This is a genomic window from Pseudomonas machongensis, assembly GCF_034961125.1.
GTDB classification, from domain to species: Bacteria; Pseudomonadota; Gammaproteobacteria; order Pseudomonadales; family Pseudomonadaceae; genus Aquipseudomonas; species Aquipseudomonas machongensis.
In genome coordinates this window covers 68494-86300 of sequence record NZ_JAYFUI010000187.1, presented here as the reverse complement: position 1 = coordinate 86300, position 17807 = coordinate 68494, and the positions used below count along the sequence as shown (strand labels likewise).

17 protein-coding genes and 1 tRNA gene are annotated in these 17807 nt (G+C 62.1%); 5 read left to right on the top strand and 13 right to left on the bottom strand.

The genetic code is table 11. The features are described 5' to 3' along the window. Window positions 1–153: 153 nt before the first annotated feature. The 10 genes from VA602_RS19405 to VA602_RS19360 all read right to left on the bottom strand — a co-directional run bounded on the left by VA602_RS19405 (window position 154) and on the right by VA602_RS19360 (window position 7797). Window positions 154–229, bottom strand: a tRNA-Gly gene (locus VA602_RS19405). A 64-nt stretch (window positions 230–293) separates the two neighbouring features. Further along, window positions 294–854: a CDP-diacylglycerol--glycerol-3-phosphate 3-phosphatidyltransferase gene (gene pgsA / locus VA602_RS19400; RefSeq protein WP_054892720.1), complete on the bottom strand. Its 561-nt coding sequence runs from the start codon at window positions 852–854 to the stop codon at window positions 294–296. A gap of 33 nt (window positions 855–887) precedes the next feature. Further along, complete coding sequence (gene uvrC / locus VA602_RS19395; RefSeq protein WP_054892719.1) at window positions 888–2711, bottom strand: excinuclease ABC subunit UvrC; 1824 nt, start codon at window positions 2709–2711, stop codon at window positions 888–890. A 6-nt stretch (window positions 2712–2717) separates the two neighbouring features. Beyond that, window positions 2718–3356 carry a response regulator transcription factor GacA gene (gene gacA / locus VA602_RS19390; protein WP_065864334.1) on the bottom strand — a complete coding sequence of 213 codons (639 nt, stop codon included), beginning with the start codon at window positions 3354–3356 and terminating at the stop codon, window positions 2718–2720. A gap of 63 nt (window positions 3357–3419) precedes the next feature. Next, on the bottom strand, window positions 3420–3809 hold the full coding sequence (locus VA602_RS19385) for a helix-turn-helix domain-containing protein (RefSeq protein WP_054892717.1): 390 nt from the start codon (window positions 3807–3809) through the stop codon (window positions 3420–3422). Window positions 3810–3952: 143 nt separating this feature from the next. Then, window positions 3953–4411, bottom strand: coding sequence for a GNAT family N-acetyltransferase (locus tag VA602_RS19380; RefSeq protein WP_323454014.1), 459 nt, complete (start codon window positions 4409–4411; stop codon window positions 3953–3955). A gap of 7 nt (window positions 4412–4418) precedes the next feature. Then, entirely contained in the window at window positions 4419–4817 is a 399-nt protein-coding gene (locus VA602_RS19375; RefSeq protein ID WP_323454013.1) for a DUF488 domain-containing protein, read from the bottom strand. Between the two features lie 144 nt (window positions 4818–4961). Further along, complete coding sequence (locus VA602_RS19370; RefSeq protein ID WP_063546701.1) at window positions 4962–5657, bottom strand: glutathione S-transferase N-terminal domain-containing protein; 696 nt, start codon at window positions 5655–5657, stop codon at window positions 4962–4964. Window positions 5658–5808: 151 nt separating this feature from the next. Then, window positions 5809–6306, bottom strand: a complete 498-nt coding sequence (locus tag VA602_RS19365) for a PaaI family thioesterase (RefSeq protein ID WP_063544342.1) — start codon at window positions 6304–6306, stop codon at window positions 5809–5811. A 105-nt stretch (window positions 6307–6411) separates the two neighbouring features. Further along, on the bottom strand, window positions 6412–7797 hold the full coding sequence (locus VA602_RS19360) for an amino acid permease (RefSeq protein WP_112897967.1): 1386 nt from the start codon (window positions 7795–7797) through the stop codon (window positions 6412–6414). Window positions 7798–8086: 289 nt separating this feature from the next. Here VA602_RS19360 and gcvA point away from each other — a divergent pair, with 289 nt between their 5' ends. Both gcvA and VA602_RS19350 read left to right on the top strand, forming a co-directional pair. After that, window positions 8087–8983 carry a transcriptional regulator GcvA gene (gene gcvA / locus VA602_RS19355; protein ID WP_063544338.1) on the top strand — a complete coding sequence of 299 codons (897 nt, stop codon included), beginning with the start codon at window positions 8087–8089 and terminating at the stop codon, window positions 8981–8983. A 110-nt stretch (window positions 8984–9093) separates the two neighbouring features. After that, window positions 9094–10344 carry a 2-aminoadipate transaminase gene (locus VA602_RS19350; RefSeq protein WP_323454012.1) on the top strand — a complete coding sequence of 417 codons (1251 nt, stop codon included), beginning with the start codon at window positions 9094–9096 and terminating at the stop codon, window positions 10342–10344. Window positions 10345–10347: 3 nt separating this feature from the next. On the opposite strand, the gene VA602_RS19345 is transcribed toward VA602_RS19350, so the two are convergent. Next, window positions 10348–10650 carry a hypothetical protein gene (locus tag VA602_RS19345; protein WP_323454011.1) on the bottom strand — a complete coding sequence of 101 codons (303 nt, stop codon included), beginning with the start codon at window positions 10648–10650 and terminating at the stop codon, window positions 10348–10350. A 207-nt stretch (window positions 10651–10857) separates the two neighbouring features. Between VA602_RS19345 and VA602_RS19340 the strand changes: the two genes are divergently transcribed. Beyond that, window positions 10858–11286 (top strand): hypothetical protein, encoded by a 429-nt coding sequence (locus tag VA602_RS19340; RefSeq protein WP_323454010.1) that lies wholly within the window; start codon window positions 10858–10860, stop codon window positions 11284–11286. A gap of 71 nt (window positions 11287–11357) precedes the next feature. Beyond that, window positions 11358–13469 (top strand): elongation factor G, encoded by a 2112-nt coding sequence (fusA, locus tag VA602_RS19335; RefSeq protein WP_323454009.1) that lies wholly within the window; start codon window positions 11358–11360, stop codon window positions 13467–13469. Between the two features lie 66 nt (window positions 13470–13535). Here the strand turns inward: fusA and VA602_RS19330 are convergent, their stop codons facing one another. Together VA602_RS19330 and VA602_RS19325 are read right to left on the bottom strand one after the other, a co-directional pair. Beyond that, window positions 13536–14978: a SulP family inorganic anion transporter gene (locus VA602_RS19330; RefSeq protein ID WP_323454008.1), complete on the bottom strand. Its 1443-nt coding sequence runs from the start codon at window positions 14976–14978 to the stop codon at window positions 13536–13538. 133 nt (window positions 14979–15111) lie between these two features. Then, window positions 15112–16821, bottom strand: coding sequence for a S8/S53 family peptidase (locus VA602_RS19325; protein ID WP_323454007.1), 1710 nt, complete (start codon window positions 16819–16821; stop codon window positions 15112–15114). Window positions 16822–17002: 181 nt separating this feature from the next. On the opposite strand from VA602_RS19325, the gene VA602_RS19320 reads away from it, so the two are divergent. After that, window positions 17003–17737 (top strand): secretin N-terminal domain-containing protein, encoded by a 735-nt coding sequence (locus VA602_RS19320; protein ID WP_153773030.1) that lies wholly within the window; start codon window positions 17003–17005, stop codon window positions 17735–17737. Window positions 17738–17807: the final 70 nt, after the last annotated feature.

The window sequence follows — 17807 nt, the reverse complement described above, 5'->3', positions numbered from 1 at the left end:
GACTCGAACCCCTGTTACCGCCGTGAAAGGGCGGTGTCCTAGGCCACTAGACGAAGGGGACATACCCAGCGCTTTTCAGCGTACCAGCTATAAAGCCTTGCGGCTTGCACTGGATTTATTTCCCAGCCCTGCCTCAGGCAGCACCGTGAAAATTGGAGCGGGAAACGAGACTCGAACTCGCGACCCCGACCTTGGCAAGGTCGTGCTCTACCAACTGAGCTATTCCCGCGTCGTGATGGGTGCCATTCTAGCGAACTGCCAGGGAAGGTCAACCCCTTGATTCAAAAAAAGTTTTACTTCTGCTCGGAGCCTTCGCGCAGGTGCGGCCAGGCCGCCAGCAGGTAATGCACCATCGACACCAAAGTCAGGCCTGCGGCCACCAGCAACAGCCCGTAACCGAGTGCGACCCAGAAGGTCAGCACCGGCGGATTGCCCAGCAGAATGACCAGCGCCAGCATCTGCGCGGCGGTCTTCCACTTGCCCAGGTTCGACACCGCCACATGCGCCCTCGCCCCCAGCTCGGCCATCCACTCGCGCAGAGCGGATACCACGATCTCACGCCCGATGATCACTGCTGCGGGCAGCGTCAGCCAGAAGTTGGCGTGCACCTGCACCAACAGCACCAGCGCCACGGCAACCATCAGTTTGTCGGCGACAGGATCCAGAAACGCCCCGAACGGCGTGCTCTGCTGAAGACGACGGGCCAGATAGCCATCGAGCCAGTCAGTTGCGGCGGCGATGGCGAACACGCTGCTGGCGGCTACGTAACTCCAGTGATAAGGCACGTAGAACAGCAGAATGAAGATCGGGATGAGCAGGACGCGTAGAACGGTGAGCAGGTTTGGAATATTCATCGGTACGACTGGCTGCGAGTTGAACCCGGCATTCTACTCGCTATGCAGGCTCGCATAAATCGACTCGGCAAGCTTTTTACTGATGCCGGGTGCCTTGGCAATCTCGTCGACACTGGCGCGGTTGAGCTCCTGCAGGCCGCCGAAATGTTTCAGCAGGTCTCGACGGCGCTTCGGCCCGACCCCTGCAACGTCTTCGAGGCTGGACGTACGGCGAGCCTTGCCGCGACGTGCGCGGTGGCCAGTGATGGCAAAACGGTGCGCCTCATCACGAATCTGTTGAATCAGGTGCAGTGCCGGTGAATCGCCCTTGAGGGTGAATTCGTGGGCCACATCGTTGAGATACAACGTCTCGAAACCGGCCTTGCGGGTCACCCCCTTGGCCACCCCGAGCAAGGTAAGGTCACTCAGTGCCAGCTCCTGCATGACTTCACGGGCCATGTTCAGCTGTCCCTTGCCGCCGTCGACCAACAGCACATCGGGCAACTTGCCCTCGCCGTCCTTGATCCGCCCGAAACGGCGAGTCAGGGCCTGGTGCATGGCAGCATAATCATCACCGGCGGTGACCCCTTCGATATTGAAACGGCGGTAGTCGGACTTGAGCGGGCCTTCAGGGCCGAACACCACGCACGAGGCCACCGTAGCCTCGCCGCTGGAGTGACTGATGTCGTAGCACTCCAGGCGCTGAGGCACCTCCGGCAGGTTGAGCACCTGAGCCAAGGCCTCGAAACGTGCGGCCATGTGCTGGCGGTTGGCCAGACGAGCGTTGAGCGCCTGCTCGGCGTTGGTCACGGCCAGTTGCTGCCAGCGTGCCCGAGTCCCTCGGACTCGGTGACTGATGGCCAGGTCGCGACTGCGCAAGGTCTGTACTGCTTCAGTGATGGCCTGAAAGTCCTCGTGGACCACATTGACGATCAGCTCTCCTGGCAGTTCTCGCTCGGCGTTGCCCAGGTAGTACTGGGAAAGGAAGGCCGCCATCACTTCGGACACCTCCTCCTCGATACCCACCTGCGGGAAGAAGTTCTTGCTCCCCAGCACGCGCCCGCTGCGGACGCTGATCAGGTGCACACAGGCCCCGCCCGGGTTGACGAAGGCGGCGATGACATCGACGTCACCGGAGCCGCCTTCCATGTACTGCTGGTCCTGGACGCGACGCAACAAGGCGATCTGGTCGCGCAGCTCGGCGGCCTTCTCGAAATTCAGCGCCATGGCGGCCTGCTCCATCTCGGCGTTGAGCTCATTGCCCAGCTGCTGGCTACGCCCCTCGAGGAACATCACCGAATGCCGTACGTCTTCGGCATACTCCTCGGGCGTGACCAGGCCGACGCACGGTCCCTTGCAGCGCTTGATCTGGTATTGCAGGCACGGCCGGGTGCGGTTGGCGTAATAACTGTCCTCGCACTGACGCACCGAGAAGGCTTTCTGCAGCAGGCTCAGGCTTTCACGGATCGCCCCGGCGCTGGGATAAGGGCCGAAGTAGCGGCCCTTGGCTTTTTTCGCGCCACGATGTATGCCCAGGCGTGGGAAATCGCCGTCGGAAAGAAAGACGTAAGGGTAGGATTTGTCGTCCCGCAACAAAATGTTGTAGGGCGGACGCCACTCCTTGATCAGCGTCTGCTCGAGCAGCAGCGCCTCGGTCTCGTTCGCGGTAATGGTGGTTTCGACCTGAGCGATGCGCCCCACCAGGGCGGCCGTTTTCGGCGCCAGGCCAGTCTTGCGGAAGTAGCTGGCCAGACGCTTCTTGAGGTTCTTGGCCTTGCCCACGTAAAGCAGCCGGGACTCGGCATCGAACATCCGGTACACGCCTGGGCGACCGCTGCAGGTCGCCAGGAACGCGCTGGCATCAAAGAGTTGGGACATGGGGGATTACAGGCTTGCGTCAACCATACCGTGGCGAACGGCCAGCAATGTCAGTTCGACGTCGCTGGTGACCGAGAGTTTTTCGAAGATCCGATAACGGTAAGTATTGACGGTCTTGGGGGACAGACACAACTTGTCTGAGATGATCTGCACTTTCTGGCAGCCGACAATCATCAGAGCAATCTGGATTTCCCGCTCAGACAGCGCATCGAACGGTGACCCCTGGGGCTGGAACGATTTGAGCGCCAGCTGCTGGGCGATCTGCGGGCTGATGTAGCGCTGCCCCGCGAAGGCCAGACGGATAGCCTGGACCATTTCGTCGAGGCCCGCGCCCTTGGTCAGGTATCCTGCGGCGCCTGCCTGCAGCAAGCGCGTGGGGAACGGGTCTTCCTCGCACACGGTGACGGCCACAACTTTGATATCCGGGTGACTGCGTAGCAATTTGCGCGTGGCTTCCAGGCCACCGATTCCGGGCATCTTGACGTCCATGAGGACTACGTCGGGTTTCAGCTCACGGGCAAGCTTGAGGGCGGCTTCGCCCGAATCCGCCTCGCCGACCACTTGCAGCCCATCGATATCGGCCAGCATGCGCGTGATACCGGTACGCACCAGATCGTGATCATCGACCACAAGTACCCTAATCAAGCAGACACCTCGTCATGGGGGCGATTGGATCCGGCCACCTTAACAAAAAATTTCATCACGAACCTAGCGCAAAGCGTCATTGGCATATGCCTGGCGGTCTGCCCTTCGCAGGCGAGTCTTTTCGTAGCTTTCGTTATCTGCCGCCAAACGCCCGAGCAGGTGCCAGATCGCCGCCCGATCGGCTGAAGTCAGCCGTCGCAACATACCCAGCACGCGGCTCTCATCGCCACTGAGGCATTCCAATGGCGCCGGCGTGCGCAGGCCGCTGAGTACGTACGCAGCATCGACGCCCTTTGCGGCGAGCGCCGCCAGATAATCGATGCGTGGCGTGCGCTCCCCACTTTCGTACTTGCCTTGGGCGTTTGGCTCGACACCCCCGATGTCGCCGAACACTCGCTGGGTCAATCCCAACCGCTCGCGCTCTTCCCTCAAACGCAGACCGAATCCTTTCATTCGACTCCCTTCCTCTCTCGATCAGATAGCCCTGGGCGCGTCCGGCCCCCAGGCGAATAGCCACGAATCCAGTTGGCACTATGCACATTGGATCCAACCAATACAAGCTACTATTACGGCACTTGTCTAAACCTGTATCGACATCAAGACGTCGCGCCCGCGACCATGACATTGCGCTGCATACGAACGAAACAGTCGTCCTCCCCTATTTCGACAAAGCCCGACCGTGCGTAGAGTCGCCTGGCCGGGTTACTGCGGAACACCATCAGGCGCAGTAACGGCAAACGACGTTGCGCTGCCCATCCGGCCAACTGCCCCAGCACCCAGGATCCAACGCCGTGCCCGCGGTACTCGGGCAGCAGGTGCAGTTCGCGGATAAACAAGGCCTGGCGGTCCTGACTGAGGCTGCAGAAACCCAGCACTTGCTCACCCGCCTTCACCAGCCACTGCTCGCGCCAGCTCCAAGCTTCGTCAAATGCCTCTTCGATCCACAACAGGTCGAACTCGCGGTAGTACGGGAGCATGGCGCGCCGCGTCAGGTCGCGGGCGAAGGTACGACAGCCTGCGGTAGCCGGAACGAGTTCAAGTGATAGTTGAGTCATTGCATCTCTATCCGCCTGGCTCCTGGGCATAACACACCGGTGAACTGCCCGGACCCCTTCGCTCGAGCTCTTGTTCCAGCCAGTCGGCGAGCACCCGGGCATTGTTGTGCGCAGTATCCTTGCCTGCGAACAACAGGGTCAGGGTCCCCTTGGCCGCCAGATCCAACAGCGGATACCAATGCTCAGGATGGGCCGCCAGTTCGGCACGGTAGTGCTCGGAAAAACCGGCGAAGTCCATATCCCCGGCATGAAACGCCCTGCGCAGCGCATCCGACGGTGCAACGTCGCGCAACCACTGGCCGTGCAAGGCATCCTTGCGCATATTGCGTGGCCACAAGCGATCGACCAGCACGCGCTGTCCGTCTTCAGACGAAACCGATTGATAGACGCGCTTGCAACAGATCATCGAATTTTCCGGCGCTATTTTCACCCTCAGCCTACGACTTACATTGACCAAGGTCACGCGACAGCCATTCGATCAACACCAGACAGCCGCTGCGCAACCCTCGCCCGGGGTAAAAAAGAGGCCGCGCGGGCGGCCTCGATCAAGTCAGCCCGGAATTTTCAGCCCACGCTGCACCGCAGGACGTTCCAGGAATTTCGCCAGCACTCGCTGCACTTCCTTGAACGCCTCAAAGCCCACCAGATCACGGGCGTCGTAGCGATCCACCAGATTGCGCACCCAGGGGAAAATGGCGATGTCGGCGATGCTGTACTCATCGACCATCCACTCACGGCCCTTCAGGTGACGATCGAGCACACCGAGCAGACGCTTGGATTCGTTGACGTAACGATCACGCGGACGCTTGTCCTCGTAATCCTTGCCGGCGAAGAAATGGAAGAACCCCACCTGGCCAAACATTGGCCCGATGCCGCCCATCTGGAACATCAGCCACTGCAACGTCTGATAGCGCTGCGCGGGGTCCTGGCTGAGCAACTGGCCAGTCTTCTCCGCCAGGTACTGGAGGATCGCCCCTGACTCGAACAGCGGCAATGCCTGCCCGCCGGGACCGTCGGGATCGAGAATCGCAGGGATCTTGTTGTTGACGCTGAGCGAGATGAACTCGGGCGTCAGCTGATCGTTGGTCTCGAAGCTGACCTTGTGTACCTCATAGGGCAGGCCGATCTCTTCGAGCATGATCGAGACCTTGACGCCATTGGGTGTGGCCAGCGAGTAGAGTTGCAGGCGCTCGGGGTGCTGCGCCGGCCACTTCTGTGTGATGGGAAAAGCGGACAGATCGGTCATGGTGGATTCCGAATGCGAAGGGATCATCACTCTAGAACCAACGTCAAGGTTTGACCATGGCCTTCCAGAGATCGAAAGTGACGCCCCCACACGGGTGCGCCACTTGTCGCTGGATCAATAGCGTGGCAGGAATGGCTACCGCCCCCAGGGTTCAGCTACGCTCGTGCGCCTGCCGCTTGAGCTTTTCGGTGTCGACGCGCACGAACACCGAATCGGCGCGGACGGTCAGCACGTCCCCGGCCCAGACCTCGCAGATGACCCGGCTCTTGCGCCCGACCTCACCTTCGACCCTGGCCTTGAGCAGCAACTCGACACCCATGGGCGTAGGTTTGAGGTAGGTCAGGCTGAGGGTGCCGGTGACACAGTCAATACGCGGCAAGCTGCCCGGCTCGCGCCCTTCGGCCCGGTAATGGTAGGCCATTGCGGTCCAGTTGGAATGGCAGTCCACCAGCATCGCCAGCAGGCCACCGTAGACCAATCCGGGCCAGCCGATGAAGCCGCTGTCAGGTGAGTGCCGACACAGCAGGTGCACGCCGTCGCTGTCCCAGTGGCTCTGGATATGCAGGCCACTGGGGTGGGAACAACCGCAGCCATAGCAGGAGCCTTCGGGCGCCGCCAGTTGCTGGAGGGAGAGTGCTTTCTCGTTCATACGCTTCCTGTGCTTGTTGGAATGGGAAGGATGGCGGGAGGATGGTAGCGCTCCCCCCTTCCTTGTGCACTCACCTGCAGCGGCAACACAGGATGAGCGCAAGCCTCAAACGACTTGCACCCGACCAGCCCTCTCTCGCCGTCGTGTCACGGAAATCAGCAGGATCACCGCGGTAACCCCGGCCGTCATCAGGGTTTCGTAGCGATAAGCATCGCTGAACAGCATGTATCCCAGCACCAGTACGATAGTCCCGATCACCAGCCAGGTGAGCCATGGGAACAACCACATCTTCAATGCAAGCTCCGTCCCCTCACGCTCAGCCCGGGCACGCATGCGCAGTTGCGAAACAGCAATCACCAGGTACACCAGCAGGGCGATGGCCCCCGTGGTCGACAACAGGAAACCGAACACCTTGCCCGGGAACACATAGTTGACGAAGCAGCCGGCGAAACCCGCCAACGTCGAAAGGATCACTGCTACGGTCGGCACACCAGCCCCGGAAATACGCCGGGTCATGCTCGGCGCCTCACCGCGAGCGCCCAACGAATAGAGCATCCGCGAGGCCGTGTAGAGCCCGGAGTTCATGCAACTGGTCACCGCCACCAACACCACCAGATCGACCACCAGCTTGGCGCCCGGCACATTGAGCACCTCCAGGACGCGCTGGAACGAGCCCACGGCCTTGAGCCCCGGATCGTTCCAAGCTACCAGCGACACCACCAGGAAGATCGACGCCAGGTAGAAGATAGCGATGCGATACACCACAAGGTTGGTGGCACGACGGATCTTCTCCTTGGGGTTGGCGGTTTCATCGGCGGCAATGGTGACGATCTCGGCACCGAAGAACGAGAAGATAGTGATCAGCACGCCCCCCAGCACCGTGCCAAAGCCGTTGGGCATGAAGCCTCCGTTGGCCCACAGCTGGCTGACGCCGGAGACCTTGGCCAACGGCCAGACGCCGAACAGTGCCAGGCTACAAATGATGATGAAGGCGAGAATGGCGACCACCTTGATCAACGCGAACCAGTACTCGAAGGCGCCGAAGTTCTTCACGCTGACCAGGTTGGTCCCCGACAGCAGCACCATGATCAGGAAGGCGAATAGCCAGGACGGCACATCGGGAAAATAAGCATGGAGGATATCGGCGCCAGCGATCGCCTCGACCGGGATGATCAATACCCAGAACCACCAGTACAGCCAGCCGATGGTGAAACCGGCCCAAGGTCCGATGGCCTCGGTGGCGTAGGTGGAAAACGAACCGCTGTTGGGGTTGGCGATGGCCATTTCGCCAAGCATGCGCATCACCAGCAGCACCAGCAGGCCGGTCATGGCATAGGAAATGAGGATCGCCGGGCCTGCCGTGGCGATGGCGTTGGAGGAGCCGATGAACAGGCCGGCACCAATGATGCCTGCGATGGAAATCATGGACACCTGGCGCGAAGTCAGGCCGTGCTGCAGCGAACGCTGTTTCTTTTGTTGTGACGATGCCATGGGGAACCCTCTGATGGGTCGGCCGCCGCAAAAGGCGGCGATGAGTCTGAGCAGATTTTGTTGTAGGTCTGTGCTGTTGTTTCTTGTTGTTGTGCAGTTTTCGCTGTCACTGCGCACAGGACAGGAAGTTGGAGTAAGGGGTGTTTTTTCTCTTGCCTCTCCATCGGGTTGTAATCGTTGATCCAGGTCAGTATTAATCTATAGGCGTGGCTCAACAAACGACCTTTTAGAAACACATGATTCCGTTTTGGAATGCATTTCTTATTTTTCCTGCCTGGTAACGCCTGTCATGTCCAAACGCCTGATGCCCTCCACCACCGCCCTGCAATGCTTCGAGGCAGCCGCCCGCCACCTGAGCTTTACCCGTGCGGCGCAGGAGTTGCACCTCACCCAGAGCGCGGTGAGCAAACAGGTCGCACAGCTCGAGGACATGTTGTCCCACCCGCTGTTCCAGCGTATTCGCCGACGCCTGCACCTGACCCCGGCAGGCGCGCTGTACCTCACCGAAGTGAACAAGATCCTCACCCAGATCGACATCTCCAGCCGCTACATCCTCAGCTACGGCGACGAGACCGAAGTCCTGCGCATCGCCACCCAACCCACCTTCGGCGCGCGCTGGCTGGTGCCACACCTCAAAGGTTTCGGCGAACGCCATCCGCGCATCCACCTGGACGTGCGTAACGAACTGGAGCCATTCGACCTCGTGCAGGCCAAGGTCGATATCGCGTTCTTCTTTGGCCAGGGCACCTGGCCCGGCGCCACCTGCCTGGAGCTGTTCAGCGAGGAGGTGGTGCCGGTGTGCGCACCACAACTGTTGCAGGCACATGCGTTCGGCAGTGCCCAGTCGCTGACCGAGCACCGTCTGCTGCAATGCGCATCGAGGCCCGAAGCCTGGCACGAGTGGTTCCTTGGGCTGGGGCTGCACAGCCAGAACAGCTACCACGGACCACGCTTCGACACCTTCTACCTGTGTATCCGCGCAGCCATCGCAGGCTGCGGAATTGCCCTGATTCCGCGTTATCTGGTGGCCGAGGAACTGAGCGAAGGCAAGCTGGTGGTGCCGTGGAATCATCCGGTGGCGAGCAATGGCCGGCACTTCATGGCCCATGCCGAGCATGCGGCCGAGGTGCCCAAGGTGAAGGCCTTCGTGGAGTGGATCCTGGAACGGGCAGCTGAAGAGGGTTAAAAGTCGAACTTCGAGAATCCAAGGAATGATCCCAATCGAATAATTCGTTTGCCGAACACACATTCATCGCGCTTGGATAATAAGAAATTCGAACAAGGTTCCGTGCGTCCATGAATCAGGAAAGTATCAGCCAGTCCATCGCCATCGTTCACCCGATCACACTTTCCCATGGCCGCAACGCCGAAGTCTGGGATACCGACGGCAAGCGCTATGTCGACTTCGTCGGCGGTATCGGCGTGCTCAACCTGGGCCACTGCAACCCGGCAGTGGTCGAGGCCATTCAGCACCAGGCCGCCCGCCTAACCCACTACGCCTTCAACGCGGCTCCCCATGCGCCTTATCTTGCCCTCATGGAGCAACTGAGAGCGTTCGTTCCAGTGAACTACCCGCTCGCCGGCATGCTCACCAACAGCGGCGCCGAAGCCGCGGAGAACGCGTTGAAGGTGGCCCGTGGCGCCACCGGCAAGCGCGCGGTCATCGCCTTCGACGGCGGCTTCCATGGCCGCACCCTGGCCACCCTCAACCTCAACGGCAAGGTCGCCCCCTACAAGCAACGCGTGGGTGAGCTGCCGGGGCCGGTCTATCACCTGCCCTACCCCAGTGCCGATACCGGCGTGACCTGCGAACAGGCACTCAAGGCCATGGAGCGGCTGTTCAGCGTCGAGCTCGCGGTCGAGGATGTCGCAGCCTTCATCCTCGAACCGGTGCAAGGCGAAGGCGGCTTCCTCGCGCTCGACGCCACCTTCGCCCAAGCCCTGCGCCGCTTCTGCGACCAACATGGCATTCTCATCATCATCGACGAGATCCAGTCCGGTTTCGGACGCACCGGCCAGCGCTTCGCCTTCCCACGCCTGGGCATCGAACCGGATCTTCTGTTGCTGGCCAAGAGCATCGCCGGCGGCATGCCGCTGGGTGCAGTGGTCGGCCGACGTGAACTGCTGGATGCCCTGCCCAAGGGCGGGCTTGGCGGCACCTATTCAGGCAACCCCATCGCCTGTGCCGCGGCCCTGGCCAGCCTGGCGCAGATGAGCGACGAGAACCTCGCCACCTGGGGCGAGCGCCAAGAGCAGGCCATCGTGAGACGCTTCGAACACTGGAAGGCCAGTGGCCTGTGCCGTTACCTGGGGCGCCTGACCGGCGTTGGCGCAATGCGAGGGATCGAGTTCGTCAACCCCGACGGCAGCCCGGCGCCTGCGCAACTGGCCAAGGTAATGGACGCTGCACGAGCCAAGGGGTTGCTGCTGATGCCCAGTGGCAAGGCCCGCCACATCATTCGCCTGCTGGCGCCGCTGACCATCGAAGCCGAAGTACTCGAGGACGGGCTGGATATTCTCGAACAGTGCCTGGCCGCACTGGACTGAGACTCAGAGCCCCAGTTCTTCTGGCGTGAGCATGTCGGACTCGAAGGCGATCCAGCCACCTTCGAGCTCGGCATGGCCGTTGACGATCGGGCCGTAGTAAGTCAGGCCGTTCTCAAGCGTGACACAGATGTGCGTGGCCGACTTTTCAGGAGCCGCGAGCGTACCGACGAAATGCACCCTCTTCAGCGTTTCGGTCACCGCCTCGAGACCGATGCGCATGCCTGGGTTTTCCGAGGCTTCGGTATCGCCGCCGCGGTCTTCGGCGCTGACGGTCACGGTGGCGGTGTAGGGGTAGTTGGTGCTCAAGCGGGGTTACCTCGGGAGGATGGTCGAATGGGCGCGTAGAGTACGGCAGGTGATCCCTGTTGTCTCTAATGGCCTGTTCGCGGGTCAACCGCAGCGACGAAGCGCGGTGGACTCGCCTGCGACGCGCCAGGCTTGCAACAGGTGATCTGGCCCCGTCGATCTGTTAGGGTGCCGGGCGATGCACGCCATACCAGAGGAGAACACCACGTGAGCGCCGAAGAACCCCTGATCGCCGACCTGTTCGAGGTCGACAAACGCCTGACCCTCAAGCCCGTCGTGGACTTCAACACCTACCTGCGCAACGCCTTCGGCGACGGCGGCTGCCGCTGTCATCGCTGCGTCGAGCTGAACGGCGACGAAAGCAGCTACAGCCACCGCCACACCTTCGAGTTCGATGGCCGCCCGATGCATCGGCGCTTCGCCAACACCGCAGGCAGCGATGTTTTGCAAGCCTTGAAGAAAGCCTGGCTGTCGTACACCAAGAACGACCTGCCCCTGCTCGGCCAGCTCGATCTGCACACCCTGCGCACCTTCACCGAAACGAACCTGCATGAGCGGCTGCTGGCCCTGCTCCCGGCCAGCGGCCTGGCGCGCGAGGTCGATGGCACTTGGATACTGCAAGCCCAGGCCGACTGACAGCCCGGCGGCGCAGCAGGATTCTCCCGGTCTGCTACCGTGGGAGAATCCTCACCTGCAGGTGACCTGCCATGGCCCGCACTACCCCCATCGAGCTGTACCGCAATATCGGCATCGTCGCCCACGTCGATGCCGGCAAGACCACCACAACGGAACGCATCCTGTTCTACACCGGGGTCAACCACAAGATGGGCGAGGTCCACGATGGCGCCGCGACCATGGACTGGATGGCCCAGGAGCAGGAGCGCGGCATCACCATCACCTCGGCGGCGACCACGGCGTTCTGGCAAGGCTCGACCAAGCAGTTCGCCGACAAATACCGCTTCAACATCATCGACACCCCCGGCCACGTCGACTTCACCATCGAGGTGGAGCGCTCGCTGCGCGTGCTCGATGGCGCGGTGGTGGTGTTCAGCGGCGCCGACGGGGTCGAGCCGCAGTCCGAGACGGTGTGGCGCCAGGCCAACAAGTACCACGTGCCACGCTTGGCCTACATCAACAAGATGGATCGCCAGGGGGCAGACTTCCTGCGCGTGGTGAAGCAGATCGATCAGCGTCTGGGCCACCACCCGGTGCCCATCCAGCTGGCCATCGGCAGCGAAGAAAACTTCATCGGCCAGATCGACCTGGTGAAAATGAAGGCCATCTACTGGAACGACGCCGACCAGGGCACCAGCTACCGCGAAGAACCGATTCCCGCCGAACTGCAGGCCCTGGCCGACGAATGGCGCGCGCACATGGTCGAGGCCGCGGCCGAAGCCAATGACGAACTGACCCTCAAGTTTCTTGAAGGAGAAGAACTGAGCATCGACGAGATCAAGGCCGCCCTGCGCCAACGCACCATCGCCAACGAGATCGTACCGACCATCCTTGGCTCCTCGTTCAAGAACAAGGGCGTGCCACTGATGCTGGACGCTGTGATCGACTACCTCCCCGCCCCCAGCGAAATCCCTGCAATCAAGGGCACCGACCCGGGCGACGAGGAAAAGCACCTCGAGCGCCATGCCGACGACAAGGAACCGTTCTCCGCACTCGCCTTCAAGATCGCCACCGACCCCTTCGTCGGCACCCTGACCTTCGCTCGCGTCTACTCCGGCGTACTCAGTTCCGGCAATGCGGTGCTCAACTCGGTCAAGGGCAAGAAGGAACGCATCGGCCGCATGGTCCAGATGCACGCCAACCAGCGCGCCGAAATCAAAGACGTGTGCGCGGGCGACATCGCCGCGCTGATCGGCATGAAGGACGTGACCACCGGCGATACCCTGTGCGACATCGACAAGCCGATCATCCTCGAGCGCATGGACTTCCCGGACCCGGTGATCTCGGTCGCGGTCGAGCCGAAAACCAAGGCCGACCAGGAGAAGATGGGGATCGCCCTGGGCAAGCTCGCCCAGGAAGACCCGTCGTTCCGCGTGCGCACCGACGAAGAGACCGGGCAGACCATCATCTCGGGCATGGGCGAGCTGCACCTGGACATCATCGTCGACCGCATGCGCCGGGAGTTCAACGTCGAAGCCAACATTGGCAAACCACAGGTCGCCTACCGCGAAAAAATCCGCAACACCTGCGAGATCGAAGGCCGCTTCGTCCGACAGTCTGGCGGACGCGGTCAGTATGGCCATTGCTGGATCCGCTTCGCCCCGGGCGACGAAGGCAAGGAAGGCCTGGAGTTCATCAATGAGATCGTCGGCGGCGTGGTGCCGCGCGAGTACATCCCGGCGATCCAGAAAGGCATCGAGGAACAGATGAAGAACGGCGTGCTCGCCGGGTATCCGCTGATCAACCTCAAGGCCGCAGTGTTCGACGGCTCCTACCACGACGTCGACTCCAACGAAATGGCCTACAAGATCGCCGCATCCATGGCGACCAAGCAGCTGTCTCAAAAAGGCGGCGCGGTGTTGCTGGAGCCGGTAATGAAGGTCGAGGTGGTAACGCCCGAGGAGTACCAGGGCGACATTCTGGGCGACCTGAGCCGTCGCCGCGGGATGATCCAGGATGGTGACGAGACGCCCGCCGGCAAGGTGATTCGCGCCGAGGTCCCGTTGGGCGAGATGTTCGGCTACGCGACCTCGATGCGCTCGATGACCCAAGGCCGGGCCAGCTTCTCAATGGAGTTCACGCGCTATGCAGAGGCGCCGGCGAGTATCGCCGATGGCATCGTGAAGAAGAACCGGGGGGAATAGCCCAGGCGAGCTCATCGCGGGGTCCCGATTGCCCCGCGATGGCGTCGGCCCCGCCGACTCGGAACCTCAATGCTGCTCGCCTGCCCGCCGCAACAGCTTCTTGCACCGCTCCGACAGATGCACCACGCGCACGTGCTTGCCCGCGCGGGAATACCGCTCGCGCAGGGTCTTCAACGCGGCGATCGCCGAGTAGTCGACGAAGCTCAGGTGCTTGCAGTCCAGCGTCACGCTCTGCGGATCCTGTGCCGGATCGAACTGCTCGAGAAACGGTGTGGTCGAGGCAAAGAACAAGGTGCCATGCACCTGGTAAATCTTGCCGCCCTGGCCATCCTCGTGGCTATCGGCATACAGCTCACGAGCATGCTGCCAGGCGAAGTTGATGGCCGCGATGACGATCCCGAACAGCACCGCGGCGGCCAGGTCCGTCAGTACCGTGACCACCGTCACGGCAATGATCGCCAACACATCGCTTTTCGGCACCTTGTGCAGTACTCGCAGCGACGCCCAGGCAAAGGTCTGCTGCGCCACGACGAACATCACCCCGACCAGTGCCGCCAGCGGAATACGCTCGATCAGCGGCGACAGGAACAACACGAACAGCAGGATCATCACTCCCGCCACCACGCCCGATAGCCGACCGCGGCCATTGGAACTGAGGTTGATCACGGTCTGGCCGATCATCGCGCAGCCGCCCATGCCACCGCACAGCCCCGACACCATGTTGGCCGCGCCCAGCGCCACACATTCACGATCAGGGAAACCGCGGCTCTCGGTAATCTCATCGGTGAGATTGAGGGTCAACAAAGTTTCCAGCAGACCGACCATGGCCATCACCAGCGCATAGGGGGCGATGATCTTCAGCGTCTCGAGGTTCCAGGGCACCTCCGGCCAGGCCAGTTGCGGCAGGCCGCCGGCGATGTGCGCCATGTCGCCGAGGGTGCGGGTCGGCAGCCCGAGCAGGTAGACCAGCAGGCCCACACCGACAATCGCCACCAGCGCGGGCGGCACCGCGCGGGTCAGTTTCGGCAGTACGTAGACCACCAGCATCGTCAGGGCTACCAGGCCGACCATCAGCAGCAGCGGCTTCCCGCCGAGCCAGTGCTCGCCGTCCTTGAAATGCTCGAGCTGGGCCATGGCGATGACGATGGCCAGGCCATTGACGAAGCCAAGCATCACCGGATAAGGCACCAGACGCACCAGCTTGCCAAGGCGCAGCACGCCGAACAGGATCATCACGATCCCGCCAAGCAGCACCGTGGCCAGCAGATACTGGGCACCGTGCTGCACGACCAGGGCGACGATCACCACCGCCATCGACCCGGCGGCGCCGGAGATCATCCCTGGGCGACCGCCGAACAACGCGGTCAGCGTGCAAATGATGAAGGCACCGTAGAGCCCCATCAGCGGATTGAGGTGCGCCACCAAGGCGAAGGCGATGCACTCGGGCACCAGGGCGAAGGAAGTGGTCAGGCCAGCGAGGACGTCGGCGCGAAGTCGGGCGGGTTTCATGTAGATCCTGTGAAGTGTCCAGTCTGGGCGACAGCGCGCGGGTGCATTGGGTGACCCCAATCACACGAGCAGAAGCAAAATCGAAGGGCGCGATGTTACGGAATTTGTCTGACAGCGGCCACCGCTACTCTGCTCAGCGCACACGCTCCCGGCTCTGCACCGCGAGATCCAGCGCGCGCTGCATGTCCAGCCGCGCTGAGCGGCCCAGGTCAGGGTCATTGAGACGACCATTGCGCTCCGACGGCAGGATCGGCGCAGTCAGGTCCTCGGCATCCATCGCCTCGAAGTCCTGTTCAGAGCCCATGGTCAGGGCACTGCGGCGCAGCAACATACGCACCTGCTCGGGCGTAAGCTGCGGATTGATCGACAACATCGCTGCCACCGTCGAAGCCACCAACGGCGTCGCGTAGGACGTACCGCAGTGCGGCTTGCCAGCATCGGCAGGTTGCAGGCAGGCTGCTGCACTGACATCCACACGCATGTCGACGTTGGAGCTGCGGCGCTTGACCACATGTTGCGGATCGTCAACCGCAGTGTCGCGCTCGCTGCGTTGATGCCCGCCCACCACCAGCAACTGCTCGGTCACGAACGACGATGGCAAGCGGTACTCATCGGTGCCGGACCATGACGAGCCATTGCCCGCGGAATTGACCACCACCACATCCGGGTGCTCGCTGCGCAGCCACAGGAAGAATTCCTCGAGCAACTCCTCGTAGCCACTCATGGCCAACCCCGAGCGCACCAGCGAATCGACCTCGTCGCCCTCCACGCTTCTGGCGCCGACGCGGTGGATACCCCAACTCCAGTTGAGCACCCGTACGCCGTCCTCGACCAGGTTGACCGACGCGGCGATGTTGGCGGTGATACCTGCATCCGAGTTGCGCTCGACGATCACCTCGAACCCGGGGCTGGCCTTGCCCAGGCCGCTGAGAAAGCCACCTGCCACCCCCTCCCCATGCCCGGCCAGGATACCGGCGACGTGGCTGCCGTGGCTCTGCGCACGTGCGCCGTCGCGGCCATAAAGGCAGGCCTGTCTTGGCCCGCAGGCGCCGCGATAAGCCTGAAAGGGCGCAGCGTCGAAATCCAGCTCGCGCTCGATCACGCCCACACGTATCGGCTGTACAGGCACGTTCGAGGCCGGGACCCGGCGCTGGTAGTAGTACAGGGCATCCGTGAAACGATTGGCCGCCCACTCATCGGCCTGGTCGATGACCGTAGCCTTGCCGCCCTCGCCTTCCTCACCTCCCTCCGGCGCCGACTCTTCGACGATCACCGCGTCCACGCTGAGCTCGCTGCCCATGCGCAGGATCATCGCATCGCGCTGTACAAGATCACGTACCGGCAGGCGCAGTTGGTAGACGTTCAACGGCGGGATCGCCCCCACCACCTGCGCACCATATTTGTCGGCGATACGTTGCGCCTCCTCGCGCCCGTTGTGCTTTTCCTCGATCAACAGGCTGACCAGGTCGAGGTAGGTGGTGAGGCCGTCCATGTTCCTGGCCACCTCGTGCGGGCCTGCGGCGACCACGTGGCTGCGCTGGCGAGTCAGCCAGACCGGATTGCTTTTCTGCCCGCCGACCTGCAGCCACAAAGGAGCGCTCGGACCGGGCTGGTCGAGCGTGAACTCAAGCCTGTCGCCCTCGCGCAGCACGGCACTGGCAGGCAAGGCCCGGTCGCCCAGCCACACCTGTGGAGCCTGGTGCTCCAGACCTTGCGCGCGCAGGCACCAGTGCTGCGAGGCCTCGGACAGCAAATCGCCGCAGCGCTGCAACTGCTGGATGCGCGGTTCGGCGATGGCACTCTGTCCAAGAACAAGCAACAACAAAGGTAGGTAGCGCTTCATGCTGAGGGTCTGCCGTGGTCTTTTTGCTGCGACCCCAGCGCTCAGGCGATGGTTCAGCTGTTGACGGTAGCCCGCGAAAGCTCCGCAGCCGCACTGCAAATTTCAAATCCCTGTGATCCAGACACGGCACAATGCTGGCAAATTTGCCATCATGTCTATTCAACCTGCGGAGACCACCAACATGCCGCTACGCCCCCTTGTCACCGCCCTGCTGCTGGCGGCCAGCCTCACCGCGCAGGCGGCCACCGAAGTCGTGCCGCTGCAGCACCGCAGCAGCGCCGAGCTGCTGCCGACCGCCCAGTCCTTTCTTGGAAAGGACGGAACCGTCAGCGCCTTCGAGAACAAATTGATCGTCAATGCCAGCCCGGAACGCATCGACGACCTGCGCGCCTTGCTACAGCAGTTGGACACTGCGCCCAAACGCCTGCTGATCAGCGTCGACAACAACGACAGCAACTACCAGGACAACCGCGGCAACGCCCGGGTCATCCAGTACGGCACCAGCAACCGCGAAGGCGGCCTGCAGCAGATCCAGGCCAGCGAAGGCCAGCCGGCGCTGATCCAGATCGGCCAGAGCATCCCCATCACCAGCACCTCGACCGATGGTTATGGACGCATCCAGAGCGACACCCAATACCGCAATGTGACCCAGGGTTTCTACGTCACGCCGAGCGTCAGCGGTGAAACGGTTCGTCTGCAAATCAGCACCAATAATGATCGAATGAGCCAGGAACGCCAGGATGTAGTGAAGGTGCAGAGTACCGACACAACTGTCTCTGGAAGGCTCGGCGAGTGGATCACCCTGGCGGGGTACAACCAGCAGAGTCAGGCCGACAATAGTCCTTCGGCCCTTACTTACAGCACCCAGCGCGGTGAAAACATGACGCTACGCGTCAAAGTTGACCTTCTCGACTGATCCCAGGCCGTTCAAGGCCTCGACCAAGGGCCTTGAAACTGACTACAGAGTCGCATTAGACCAAAGATGT